14 protein-coding genes are annotated in these 12,189 nt (G+C 65.2%); 5 read left to right on the top strand and 9 right to left on the bottom strand.

Annotated features, from left to right (window positions below; translation table 11 throughout):
- Positions 1 to 324, bottom strand: coding sequence for a DUF7518 family protein (locus J1N60_RS18235; protein WP_312909372.1), 324 nt, complete (start codon positions 322 to 324; stop codon positions 1 to 3).
- 97 nt (positions 325 to 421) lie between these two features.
- Positions 422 to 1,390, bottom strand: a complete 969-nt coding sequence (locus J1N60_RS18230; RefSeq protein WP_312909371.1) for a transcription initiation factor IIB — start codon at positions 1,388 to 1,390, stop codon at positions 422 to 424.
- Positions 1,391 to 1,638: 248 nt separating this feature from the next.
- On the opposite strand from J1N60_RS18230, the gene J1N60_RS18225 reads away from it, so the two are divergent.
- Entirely contained in the window at positions 1,639 to 2,142 is a 504-nt protein-coding gene (locus J1N60_RS18225) for a GNAT family N-acetyltransferase (protein ID WP_312909370.1), read from the top strand.
- A 170-nt stretch (positions 2,143 to 2,312) separates the two neighbouring features.
- On the opposite strand, the gene J1N60_RS18220 is transcribed toward J1N60_RS18225, so the two are convergent.
- From J1N60_RS18220 to J1N60_RS18200, 5 genes are all read right to left on the bottom strand, one after another.
- Complete coding sequence (locus J1N60_RS18220; RefSeq protein WP_312909369.1) at positions 2,313 to 3,041, bottom strand: guanosine phosphorylase; 729 nt, start codon at positions 3,039 to 3,041, stop codon at positions 2,313 to 2,315.
- A 343-nt stretch (positions 3,042 to 3,384) separates the two neighbouring features.
- Positions 3,385 to 3,714, bottom strand: coding sequence for a HalOD1 output domain-containing protein (locus tag J1N60_RS18215; protein ID WP_312909368.1), 330 nt, complete (start codon positions 3,712 to 3,714; stop codon positions 3,385 to 3,387).
- A gap of 126 nt (positions 3,715 to 3,840) precedes the next feature.
- Positions 3,841 to 4,728 (bottom strand): ATP-dependent ribose-1-phosphate kinase, encoded by an 888-nt coding sequence (locus J1N60_RS18210; protein ID WP_312909367.1) that lies wholly within the window; start codon positions 4,726 to 4,728, stop codon positions 3,841 to 3,843.
- 189 nt (positions 4,729 to 4,917) lie between these two features.
- Positions 4,918 to 5,748, bottom strand: coding sequence for a DUF63 family protein (locus J1N60_RS18205; protein WP_312909366.1), 831 nt, complete (start codon positions 5,746 to 5,748; stop codon positions 4,918 to 4,920).
- 68 nt (positions 5,749 to 5,816) lie between these two features.
- Entirely contained in the window at positions 5,817 to 6,800 is a 984-nt protein-coding gene (locus tag J1N60_RS18200; protein ID WP_312909365.1) for a ribose 1,5-bisphosphate isomerase, read from the bottom strand.
- 107 nt (positions 6,801 to 6,907) lie between these two features.
- On the opposite strand from J1N60_RS18200, the gene J1N60_RS18195 reads away from it, so the two are divergent.
- Positions 6,908 to 7,081 (top strand): hypothetical protein, encoded by a 174-nt coding sequence (locus J1N60_RS18195; protein ID WP_253437811.1) that lies wholly within the window; start codon positions 6,908 to 6,910, stop codon positions 7,079 to 7,081.
- A gap of 124 nt (positions 7,082 to 7,205) precedes the next feature.
- On the opposite strand, the gene J1N60_RS18190 is transcribed toward J1N60_RS18195, so the two are convergent.
- Positions 7,206 to 7,427 (bottom strand): hypothetical protein, encoded by a 222-nt coding sequence (locus tag J1N60_RS18190; RefSeq protein ID WP_312909364.1) that lies wholly within the window; start codon positions 7,425 to 7,427, stop codon positions 7,206 to 7,208.
- A gap of 203 nt (positions 7,428 to 7,630) precedes the next feature.
- On the opposite strand from J1N60_RS18190, the gene J1N60_RS18185 reads away from it, so the two are divergent.
- The 3 genes from J1N60_RS18185 (at position 7,631) to J1N60_RS18175 (ending at position 11,210) form a co-directional block, all read left to right on the top strand.
- The gene (locus tag J1N60_RS18185) at positions 7,631 to 8,992 is read left to right on the top strand and encodes a D-aminoacyl-tRNA deacylase (RefSeq protein WP_312909363.1); all 1,362 of its coding nucleotides are present in this window, start codon (positions 7,631 to 7,633) and stop codon (positions 8,990 to 8,992) included.
- A 136-nt stretch (positions 8,993 to 9,128) separates the two neighbouring features.
- A complete protein-coding gene (ftsZ, locus tag J1N60_RS18180) occupies positions 9,129 to 10,274 on the top strand; it encodes a cell division protein FtsZ (protein ID WP_312909362.1) in 1,146 nt (381 codons plus the stop codon).
- A 219-nt stretch (positions 10,275 to 10,493) separates the two neighbouring features.
- Positions 10,494 to 11,210, top strand: a complete 717-nt coding sequence (locus J1N60_RS18175; protein ID WP_312909361.1) for a hypothetical protein — start codon at positions 10,494 to 10,496, stop codon at positions 11,208 to 11,210.
- 43 nt (positions 11,211 to 11,253) lie between these two features.
- Here J1N60_RS18175 and J1N60_RS18170 read toward each other — a convergent pair whose 3' ends face one another.
- Positions 11,254 to 12,039, bottom strand: a complete 786-nt coding sequence (locus J1N60_RS18170) for a helix-turn-helix transcriptional regulator (RefSeq protein WP_312909360.1) — start codon at positions 12,037 to 12,039, stop codon at positions 11,254 to 11,256.
- Between the last annotated feature and the right edge of the window lie 150 nt (positions 12,040 to 12,189).

The following is a 12,189-nucleotide window of genomic DNA, read 5'->3' as shown; positions in this document are numbered from 1 at the left end:
TTATGCGACAATAATGTCGTCGGTACCTGAGTCTTCTGGTTCGCCCTCGAGCGCTTCGTCTTCTTCCTCGACGCCGTCGGCTTCCGCGGCCGCCTCGGCGACGTCGTTCTGGGCGGCTTCCGGCGTCTCGTCGCCCTCGGTCTCGGCCTCGACGTCAGCCGACTGGCGTCGCTCCGGGACGCGCGTCGGGATTTCGGTATCCAACTCGGCCTCGAGCACGCGGATCCGTTCTTTCGATTCGACGAGTTCTTCGGTCAGTCCCTCCACGGTGGACTCGAGTTCCTTCACGGTCGCCTCGAGTCGCTCGACGCGGTTTTTCGGCATACCTACTAGGGACTGTTCTCGATACTTAAACGTACGTCAGACACGTATATCTTCACTGATATAAAAATGGGTTCGCTGGCGGTGTTTCGCTCGAGTGTCAGTACAGTCCGACCGCCTCGATCTGCTCCTGGTATCGGTTGCGGATCGTCACCTCGGTCACCTGCGCGACGTTGGCGACCTCTCGCTGGGTCTTCTTCTCGTTGCAGAGCAGCGAGGCGGCGTAGATGGCCGCGGCAGCGTAACCCGTCGGCGATTTTCCGGAGAGAAGCCCCTTCTCGGCGGTGACGTCGATGATCTCGTTGGCCTTCGCCTGGACCTCCTCGGAGAGCTCGAGTTCCGAACAGAATCGGGGAACGTACTTCTTCGGGTCGACGGGCTCCATGCCCAGGCCGAGTTCCTGAGCCACGTAACGGTAGGTACGACCGATCTCCTTGCGGTCGACCCGCGAGACGGCGGCGACCTCCTCGAGGCTCCGCGGGATGCCCTCGATTCGGCAGGCGGCGTACAGCGCCGAGGTGGCGACGCCCTCGATGGACCGCCCGCGGATGAGGTCCTCCTGGAGCGCTCGGCGATAGAGCATGCAGGCGACCTCGCGGACGGATCGTGGAATGCCCATCGCCGAGGACATCCGGTCGATCTCGGAGAGGGCGAACTGCAGGTTGCGCTCGCCCGCGTCCTTGGTCCGGATGCGCTCTTGCCACTTGCGCAGGCGATGCATCTGACTTCGTTTCTCCGAGGAGAGCGAGCGGCCGTAGGCGTCCTTGTCCTTCCAGTCGATGGCCGTCGTCAGCCCCTTGTCGTGCATCGTCTGGGTCGTCGGTGCGCCGACACGCGACTTGCTGTCGCGCTCGGCTGCGTTGAACGCCCGCCACTCCGGCCCGCGGTCGATCCGGGATTCCTCGACGATCAGCCCACACCGCTCGCAACTGATTTCGCTCCCCCCATCGCTCGTGACGAGCGACTCGGACTCACACTCCGGACACTGTTTGACCGTCGACTGAGTCGAGTCCGTTTCTTTCGTCGCCGACGTCGCGGATTGCTCTCGTTCGCGGGTGGGGCGTATCATCGGATATCTCCCTGAATGCGACGGGGAGGGTTAAGCCCTCTGTCCGGTCTTCTGACAGTTACTCGCCGAAACTCGCTCGTTTCCGCTCTCGAACTGTGGCCGCCGACTGCTCCTCGAGTCAACTGCCCTCGCAGCTCAAACGATACACGTGGAACCGACGGATTCGGCGAACTGACCCCGCAAACCCTCGTCTCCCAGGGACTGGGAACGCGAGCCAGGCTTAGGACCGTGTCGCCCGAAGCGAACGTATGGTCATCGCCACCGATCAGCACCGACGATCCTCGCCCCCGACGACGTTTACGGATCGCGCAGAGCGATCGATCACCGTCGACGCGTACGCTGGCGGCCGCGAACCGCTGGTCGAGATGTACACCCACTTCGACGACGAATCGCGATCACAGGGGCTTCCACCGCGGGGCGAGCCCCGGGTACGCGAGTGGATCGACGGACTCCTGGACCAGGGGCTCCACGTCGTCGCGCGCCATCGAGGCGACGTGGTCGGTCATGCCGTCCTGGTTCCGTTCGACGACCGGGCCGAGCTGGCGATCTTCGTCCGGCCGGCGTACCAGTCGGCGGGGATCGGGACGCAACTCATCGGTCGTTTGCTCGAGTACGGTCGGGAAAACGGCGTGACCAACGTCTGGCTGACCGTCGACCGGAACAATCGCATCGCGATGAACCTCTACCGATCGGCCGGGTTCGAGACGACGGCGCGCAACCGTGGCGACTACGAGATGGAACGGTACCTGTGAACGCGAGACGCGCGGACCCGCCCGCCCACTGCGGAATCGTCCTCGAGTACGCTCGAGATCCTCCAGGCATACGCTCGAGATAATGGTAGTCGTCGCTCGAGTCAGCATAAGAAGTCGCCAAACGAAGGGAGCGTCCGCGATGGGACTCTCGAATATCGCAGCGACCTCGGCTACAGGTTTGTCGTCGCCTCGAGCGCGATGTCGATCGCTCGAGCGACGTTGTTTTTGGCCTTCTCGGGCAGTTCGTTGTCCTCGGTGTCGGTCCCCTTCTGGGTGCCCTTCACGAGGTTCCCGTCAACGGTGCAGATGGCGCCGGCGCGGAGCCCCTTGCGTCGCGCGAGGGTGAACACGGCCGCGGCTTCCATCTCGACCGAGAGCAGGTCGGCGGCCTCCCAGTTCTCGACGTACTCGTCCGTCTCGGCGTAGTAGGCGTCGTCGCTGGCGATGGGGCCGACGTGGACGTCCTCGCCGTTTTCCTCCGCGCCGTCGACCAGCGCCGTGAGAACCTCGTAGTCCGGCACGGCCGGGTACTCCACGTCCTCGTAGCGTTTCGAGGTGCCCTCGTTCTTGGCGGCGCCGGTCGCGACGATCATGTCGCCAATCTCGATCTCTTGCTGGAGAGCACCGGTCGTTCCGACGCGGACGAACGTCTCGACGCCGACGTTCGACAGTTCCTCGAGCGCGATGGCCGCCGAGGGGCAGCCGATGCCGGTCGAACAGATGGTCAGTTCGCGGTCGTCGTAGACGGCGTTGACGACCTTGTACTCGCGGTTCTGAGCGATCGTCTCGGATTCGTCGCAGTGACTCGCGATGCGGTCGACGCGTCCCGGGTCGCCCGGAATCAGCGCGATGTCGTGGACGTCACCGTCGTCGACGAGCAGGTGCGGTTGGGTTGCCATGGACGGCGATTCTCGGACCGGCCGCAAAAAGGTCGCGTTCCGTCCGGCGGAAGCCGATCGGTTCGTGACGCCACTCGAGATAGAGTTCCTCGGGCTCGGAAACCGGTGCTCGGTGATCGGACCTCCCCAGTACCGACGACTCGAGAGCCGTGCCATTATCTGACGCCGACGCTCGGAGCGCTCGAGTTCAGATTGTGAGCCGCCGCTCCCCCTTACTGTCCTGCTGGCTGCTCGGTCCCTTACTCGCCGTCGCTGCTCGCTATCGCCGCCCGTCGTATCGCCGACACGATTCGTCGCACAGAGTTCCACTGGGCGTAGGCGGTGAGCTTCGGCGTACGCGCGGTTACGACGTAATCTCTTGTCGCTCGTCGTCGGGCGTGACGTGAATGGACGTCGACGTGATGACGACCAGCCCGTCGGGGAGATCGATCGTGATTCGGCCCGCTTCGCGAGGCGTCCCGTCGTGCCTGTCTGCGAACAGCGCATCGAGTGCCTCCGGGTCGACGTACTCGTACAGCTGTGTCGACGACGAAAGTACCTCTTCGGCCCTGTACATCGCAATTGCGGACGCCGTGGCCACGCTCAGTGGCTCGTCGTCGTCCCGCTCGTACCGAACGTGATGTCGTGCCCCAGTCCCCCGGGAGCGAACGGCCCCTACTGTTCGTTCGTTCATGTCTATCAGGTATACGTCTCCGTGACGCTACTCGAGTTGCCAACGACTAACGCCATATAACTACCGTCAGACACCACTGTCTGCAATAGTTTGGTAGTGAAGAACGTGGTAAAAAGTGGCACGAAATCAGCGGGTGCGGGCGTCGTCGAGTAGCGCCTCGACTGCATCAACCGTCGGCGCACACCGTGCCCCCTCGACGCTCGCCGCGAGCGCGCCACAGGCGTTCGCGAACTCGAGGATCCGTTCGACGTCGTCGGTCTCGAGGTACGTCGCGAGAAAGCCAGCCGCGAACGCGTCGCCGGCACCCGTCGTGTCGACGGCTTCGATGTCGAACCCGGGGTGGTGAACCGATCCTCCAGGCGTGTGGACTTCGGCCCCGTCACTGCCGTACTTGACGGCCAGGATACGGTCGCTGAAGTCCGACGTGGGGTAGGTCTCCTCGATCATCGCCTCGACCTCCCGGTCGTTCGCGAAGATCACGTCCGCGTGGGCCAGTGCCTCGTCGTAGTCGCGTTCGGCCAGCCGCCGTCCGGGATCGATGCTGACGGTCACGCCGGCGTCGCTGGCAAGACTGGCGAGGCGGCCGGCCGTATCCGGTCGCTGGCTCGTCAGGTGCACGTGATCGACGCGCTCGATGCGGTTTGGGTCCAGATCGGACGGCCGAACGGCCTCGTTGACCCCGTCGTTCCCGAGGACGGCCACCTCGCCGTCGTCGTCGACCAGGATGTACTTGACCGCGGTGTCGGCGCCCTCGATGATCCGAACGCCCTCGAGATCGACGCCCGCGGCCTCGAGTTCGCGCCTGGCGAGGAGGCCGTTGTCGTCGTCGCCGACGCTCCCGACGAGGCCGGCCTCGACCTCGAGGGTGGCGAGCGCGGCGGCGACGTTCGCGGCGCTTCCGCCGCCGGACTGGCGTTGCGAGCGGATGGCGGCCTCGCCGTCGGGTTCGGGGAAGCGGTCGACGCGGAGGGTGACGTCCCAGTTGACGTGGCCGGCGGTGAGTACGGTGACCATTCGACGATGGCGGAGAGACGAGAGCCGGTCAAAAAACGTTGTCGTCTCCTCTCGATCTGTGAGCGGTCGTCGGGTTTCTCGCTACACGGGCGTTCGTCATGTTTTCTCGGTCACTCGAGCAGTTGTCGGGTTCACTCAGTTACTTGAGCGGTCGTCGGGGCTTCTCGATTAACTCGAGCCAACCCGCCCTCACGCCCCCACGCCCACGGTAAACAGGAGGACGTTGTGGACACCGGGACCGAGTCCGACGGCTGCGATCAATCCGAGGACGATTCGGGCCTGGCGGGGCTCCTCGCGAACGTACTCCTCGAACAGCGAGACGATGATCAGCGCGAGGACGACCTTCACGAGGACGAACAGCCAGCCGCCACCGATGTACCCCGCCGTCGGGAGCATCTCGCCCACCTCGAGGATGAACGCCGAGGCGGGGACGTCCTCGCGGACGCCGAGGACGTCGTAGCCGATCGCCGTCGACACGCCGTCGAGGGCGTGGGCGAAGACGACCAGCGCGCCGGTCACCCCCGTCACGGCCGCGACGTCGGTCAGCCAGAGGCTGAGGGCCACCCAGGCGATGGCGGCGACGACGCCGGTGACGACGACGGTGATCACCGGCCAGAAGGGTTCGAATGTCCCCATCTGCCAGCCGATCAGCACGGTGAACGTGGCGAAGACGACGGCGAAGCCGGTTCCGACGATGCCGACGAAGCGTTCGATCGATCGTTGCAAGCCGGCGGCATACAGAAAGCTGCCGGCGATCCAGGTCAACCCGGCAACCGTCGCCGTGGTCACGTACACCGTCGGCGCACTGAACAGTGCCTCGAGGCTCGCGGGAAACTGCTCGAGCTGGTACAGGACGTACAGCGTCGACCCCAGCATCATCCACGGGACGAACGCCATCACCGTCTCGTCGGTCACCGGCGGCGCCAGCACCCACAGGAGCGCGACGGTCCCCAGAAGCACCACCGCCAGCGGCACCACCACGTACCACGGCGGCAAGACGAATCCCTCGGGTACTACCATAGCACTACTGGGACAGACCAGCGTGAAACAATTTCCGGTTATCGGCGACGTTCGGCCGTAGCGCGGCCTCAGACCGCCCAGGGATCGGTCGTCGTCTCGCCGAAGAGGTCGCGCATGAGCATCACGATGCTCTCGGGCGGGTACTGCCCGTGCTCGGTGACGATGGCGTCGACGTGGCGGGGCGGGGTCACGTCGAACGCCGGGTTCTCGACGGTGAGGCCGTCGTCGGGAACGTCGCCGTCGGCCGCGACGTCCGCGTAAGCCGTCTCCTCGAGCACTTCCCGCTCGTCACGCATCTCGATTTCGACGGTGTGGCCGGTCATCGTGTCGGGGTGGAGTTTGATCGACTGGGCGGCGACCATCACCGGCACGCCGCGCTCCCGGGCGTTGACGGCCAGGCCGCTGGTGCCGATCTTGTTGATGACGCTGCCGTCGGCGGCGATGCTGTCGGCCCCGACGAGTACGTGGTCGGCCTCGTCGAGGTACCGGCGGGCGGCGTTGTCGACGATCAACGTGACGGGGACGCCCATCGAGCGCAACTCACTGGCGGTGATGTGCCCCTGGAGGCGCGGCCGGGTCTCCTTGACGATTGCCTCGATGTGCTTGCCGTCCTCGACGGCGGCCTCGACGCAGGCGAGCGCGTCCGTCGAGTGGCAGTGGGTCATGACGACGTCGCCGTCGCGTAGCCGGTTCGCGCCGACCTCACCGAGGGTCTCCTGGGCCTGCTCGAGGTCCGCCTGGAACGCCTCGGCGCGAGCGACCGTCGACTCGCGCATGGCTGCGACGGTCTCGCCCTCGACGCCACGGAGGACGTACCGCAGGGCGTTTGGCAGGCTCACCGCGGTCGGTCGCGTCTCGTACAGCGCCGAAGCCGCGGCCTCGAGTTCTTCGCGGAACGCTTCCGGCGAGTCCGCCTCGGAGCGTTCGGCCTGGGCGGCGAGGGCGGCCGCCGCGGCGTCGGCGATGGTCGCGGCGCCGCGAACCTCCATGTCGGCGATGTCGGTTGCCGTCTCCTCGACGACGGGGGCGACGTCGGGCGTCTCGTTGCTCATGGGTCGACGTTCGTCGGCCGAGGCCAAAAGTCCGCGGGCGTGGTCGGCCGCCGTCGTCTTAGGCGGACCAAAACCTATATAGGTTTAGGCTCGCCTAACACCTGCTAATGGACGTTCCCGTACAGCGTGACGACGGGCGCTCGCTCGAGCGCTCCGACGACGCGGACGCCGACTGCCTGGTGACCTGTCACGAGACCCGCCCCGGCAAAGCCGTTTTCACCGAGTGGAACAACACCGATGGCTGGATCGCGACCGACCTGACCGTCGACCTCGAGCGCTGAGTCGGTCCCACAGACGGCTCGGTGCTGCCCCCACGTCGACGCCGTCACTGCCGACTCGGGGTCGTCGAGATTCGCATCCGCCCGGACCGATTTGTGAATCGCTTCGTCACAGATCTGTCTCCCATCACTCCTCGGTCGTCTGGAACGCCCCAAACGCACACTCCAGTGAGAACATCACGATTCCCATCGTGAGAGCCTGAACGAGGGGGAACTCATCACTCAACAGAAGACCAACCGCGAGAACGCCGATACCTGCCGACATACCCAGCAGGGCTGCATACCGCACTCGAGAGAGTCCCTTCGCCCACTCGTCGGCGCGCATGTAGAGGCGAGTCACGGTGTTCATACTGACGATACGGGAACTCCAGGCAAAATATGTTGTGTAACTGATGTACATTCTCGATCGATTCGTTCGCAGCCATCTTGCTTGCAGTCGTCGTTTTTGACCGACGAACTTCGCTTCCAGCCCGTCGAGGTACGCGCAGTTCGAATCGCTACCAACGGATCAAAAACGGAGCCTATTCGGTTCCCCGCGGCCGACGACGATCCGTGATCGCAATCGTCGAGAGCCGCGCCGACCGCGCCTCGAGCCACATCTGCTCCCACCTCCGCGAGCTGAGTGACTGGGAGGAACGCGTCGATCCGGAGACGCCCGACGCCGAGGGCGGCGACACCTACTACCGCACCGATGGCGCCGAGTTGCGGTCGTTCGAAGCCCTCCATCTGGACCTCGAACGGCTCGTCGACGCCTTCGACGTCGACCCCGAGCCCGACCTGCTCGTCTTCGCCTCGCGCCACTCTGGGAACACCGGCCCGCTGCTGACGGCCCACTCGACTGGCAACTTCGGCCCTGCGGAGTACGGCGGGGAGCCGAACGCCGTCGCCGAGGCGGCGCCGAACGCCCTCGCCGAACTCCTCGAGGCGTTCGACCGCCACGCGCCCGAGGGGTACGACACTGGCCTCGAGTGCACCCACCACGGCCCGACCGACGTCGGCTGTCCCTCGCTGTTCGCGGAACTGGGAAGCGACGACGCACAGTGGGACGACCCCGAGGGTGCTCGTGCCGTCGCGAAGGCCATTCTCGAGTTGCGGGACATCGCCCCGCACCGGCGACGGACCTTCGTCGGCTTCGGCGGCAACCACTACGTCCCCCGGTTCGAACGGATCGCCAGGGAGACGCCGTGGGCCGTCGGCCACGTCGCCGCCGACTGGGCACTCGAGGCGATGGGCGACCCGGCCGACCACCGTGAGGTTATCGAGGCGGCGTTCGACGCGAGCGACGCCGATCACGCCGTCCTCGACGGCGAGTGGCCCGCCCTCGAGGCCACGATCGAGGACCTCGGCTACCGCGTCGTGAGCGAAACCTGGCTTCGCGAGGTCGGCGACCGGCCCCTGGACCTCGTCGACGCGGTCGAGTCCAGACTGGGAGCCGTCGACGACGGCGTTCGCTTCGGGTCCAGCCGAGCGGACGAATTCGCGGTCGTCGAGCTGCCTACGGAACTGCTCGAGGCCGCGGAAGCCGTCGACGCAGAGGCCGTTCGAGCGAGCCTCGAGTCCACTGCGGTCGCGTTCGAGACGCGAAACGGCGGGAGCCGAGTCGGGGGACGAGCCGCCTTTCCCGCTACCTCCGCCGCTGGTGAGGGCCCGCTCGAGTCCATCGTTCGCACGGCTGCGGCGGTACTCGAGGACCGCTACGAGGCCGTCGACGTCCGCGAGCGAGCCGTGGTCGTCCGCGAGGTGGCCTTCGATCCGGCGCTCGCTCGCGAGGCGGGCGTCCCGGAGGGCCCGAAGTTCGGACGACTGTCAGCGGGTGAGGACGTGACCGTCGATGGGCGGCCCGTTCGGGCCGAGGACGTCTCTCGAGAACGGAGCAAATCGTTCCCGTGGAACCGTCTCGAGGACGAGAAGTAACGATCAGTTACGGGGTTTCTTCTGCTGGTACATCAGTGACAACCTGATTATGTGTAAGAATCCATTACTATGTCTGACGTCTGACTGACGCATGGGGGAAAGATAATAATACTCCATCCTCTAGAACGGAGCAAGAATGGACTCAATTGTCGAAAATGCCATCGACGAGGCCGAGGAGGACGCCGCCGAGGGCGTCCCCGGGGCCGAGGAACCCCACGAGGGCGGGGCCGACGCTGGCGCGAACTCCGGAACGATGACCGACGACGAACTGCTCGACGTGCTCGACGACCTCCAAACGAACATCACGGTCGTCGGCTGCGGCGGTGCGGGCGGCAACACCGTCGATCGGATGAACGAGGAGGGCATCCACGGCGCGAAACTGGTCGCCGCCAACACCGACGTCCAGCACCTCGTCGAGATCGACGCCGACACCAAGATCCTGATGGGCGAGCAGAAGACGTCGGGCCGCGGCGCCGGCTCGCTCCCGCAGGTCGGCGAGGAAGCCGCCCTCGAGAGCCAGCAGGACATCTACGACGCGATCGACGGCGCCGACATGGTGTTCGTCACGGCCGGATTGGGCGGCGGTACCGGCACCGGTTCGGCCCCCGTCGTGGCCAAGGCGGCCCGCGAGTCCGGCGCACTGACGATTTCGATCGTTACGACGCCCTTTACCGCAGAGGGCGAGGTCCGGCGAACGAACGCCGAGGCCGGCCTCGAGCGCCTGCGGGACGTCTCCGATACCGTCATCGTCGTTCCGAACGACCGACTGCTCGACTCGGTCGGCAAACTCCCCGTCCGCCAGGCGTTCAAGGTCAGCGACGAGGTCCTGATGCGCTCGGTCAAGGGTATCACCGAACTCATCACCAAACCCGGTCTGGTCAACCTCGACTTCGCCGACGTCCGCACCGTGATGGAGCGCGGCGGCGTCGCCATGATCGGTCTCGGGGAGTCCGATTCAGAGGCGAAAGCCGAGGACTCCGTGAAGACAGCGCTTCGATCGCCCCTGCTCGACGTCGACATCTCCGGCGCGAACTCCGCGCTCGTCAACGTCACCGGTGGCAACGACATGTCCATCGAGGAGGCAGAAGGCGTCGTCGAAGAGATCTACGACCGGATCGACCCCGACGCCCGCATCATCTGGGGGACCTCGATCGACGAGACCCTCGAGGGCTCGATGCGCACAATGATCGTCGTCACCGGCGTCGAATCCCCGCAGATCTACGGCCGACCGAACGGCGAGGCCGTCCAGCCCGAGGGCGACGACATCGACTTCGTCGACTGACCCGTCGATTTCCCGCGTTTTGTTCCGTCTAATAGTCGATTCTGGGGATACCGATTCGGCTCTCTGAGATTCTCGAGCGGAGGTCGAGGCCACCCGCCTCGCGCTTCGATCGTTTCGTCCCCGTTCTTCGCTCATACCGTACCATTCCCATCCCCCGTTCACGCCGTGAATTCGTCTCATCGAGTGAGTACAATATCCTCAGGAGCCAACGATCGGTCCATGCAATCACGTGCGAATCGCGTCCTCTCGAGGCGACGGCTTCTTCGGACCGCAGGCGTCACCACGGCCCTCGTTCTCGGCGGCTGTCTCGACGACGTCCCGATCGGAGACGCACAAGTCGACGACGATGGAGCCACCGGTGACGACGACAGCGACGGGACCGACCCGGGAGACCGCTCAACGGACGGCGACGCGAGCGACGCGTCATGGAATCCCTTCGAGTTCGACCGTCCGATCACCTACACCTACGAGACCTACTCGACCGACGAGGGAGCGGGAACGCTCGTCTGGGACGTCACCGACGTGACCGACGACGAGGCGACCGTCACGCTCGAGTACGAGACGACCGACACCCAGTTCGAGACGACCGTCAGCGGGACGAAGGAGGACCTCCAGAGCGACCTGATCCTCACCCCAGCGGGCACGTTCGTCCTCGCGACGCTCTTCTCGCCCACGATGGGGTACTACGAGGGACGCACGCTTTCAGTCGGCGACGAGTGGTCGTACTCCTCGCCGGACGGCTCAGTGCGATTTGCGATCACCGAACGGCGAACGTACGCGGGCGTCGAGTGCTACGCCTCCGTCACCGAGGTCGACGGGCGGCCCGTCCACGAGGGCTGTTTCGCACCCGACCTCGGACTGGCGCCATACACCGTCTACTACGACGAGAACGGCGAACGAACCTTCGAGTTAGCGCTGGTCTCCATCGATACGTAGTGTTGGAGGACGGCTCGAGTCTCGAGTCGCTTTTGTAGACTATTCAGACGAGACGGTCTGCATCTTCCCGATAGCGATTGAACACCTGTTCTCCCCACGCGTACGCGTCCTCGTTATCGGTGTCGACGAACACCTCGAGGAGCCCCGTCTCGTCGTCGTACCCTCCGATTCCGACCCGATCGTCGAACAGCGCGAGACCGAACGGGACCTCCTCGCGGACCCAGAGCGTGAAGTTGTCCCGCTCGAACGCGTCGGTCGCGAGGTCGGTGTACTCGGTCGCTAGCCGTTCGACGACCGCCTGGTCGTAGACGAGTTCGACCGGCAACCCGTCCGCGATGCGGTCGTAGACGTCCTCGACGTAGGTTGGCGAGACAGACGTCGTGTCGAACCCGCGGATCGCGGAGGTGTCCTCGAGCAGTTCGATGAACCGATTCAGCGGGCGGTATGGATCGTGGGGCTCGACAGTGGTGACGGTCGCGTCCTCGAACCACGCGAAGTCGATAGGCGCCGATGGCGCGGCGGCCGTGACCACGTCGTACAGTGGAGCCAGTCGGTGCGTCTCGGCGACTGTCGACTGGTAGGTCGCGGTGGCTCGTCCCAGTGCCTCGCCGAACTGGGTTAGTGTGTACCCACGCGGCGTCCGTTGGATCCAATCCTTCTCCCGGAACGACGCGAGAATTCGATGGGCGGTCGCCGGCGAAACCTCGAGCGCTGCGGCGAGTTCGGGTTTCTCGAGGGGTTCGTCGGCCAGTACGTCGAAAACGTCGTGTCGCCGGATCAGTTCGACGAGCACGTCCTCGGTGTTCGCTTCGGCCGAACGGGTATTCATTAGTAGTGTATCATATTCGTGGTATAAAACCTTTTCAGCGGATAAAATCCGGTCAGGAGGAGAGTAGAGAGAATCGGCGCGTTGAGGGGCTCCTATCTCGGCCGATCGGTACGATGGGTGGTCCCTCGAAAATACTGCTTTCGGAGCCCC

The sequence above is a fragment of the Natronosalvus caseinilyticus genome, assembly GCF_017357105.1.
Taxonomy (GTDB): domain Archaea; phylum Halobacteriota; class Halobacteria; order Halobacteriales; family Natrialbaceae; genus Natronosalvus; species Natronosalvus caseinilyticus.
Note: the sequence above shows the minus strand (reverse complement) of the source record. Positions and strands in the feature narration are given on the sequence as shown.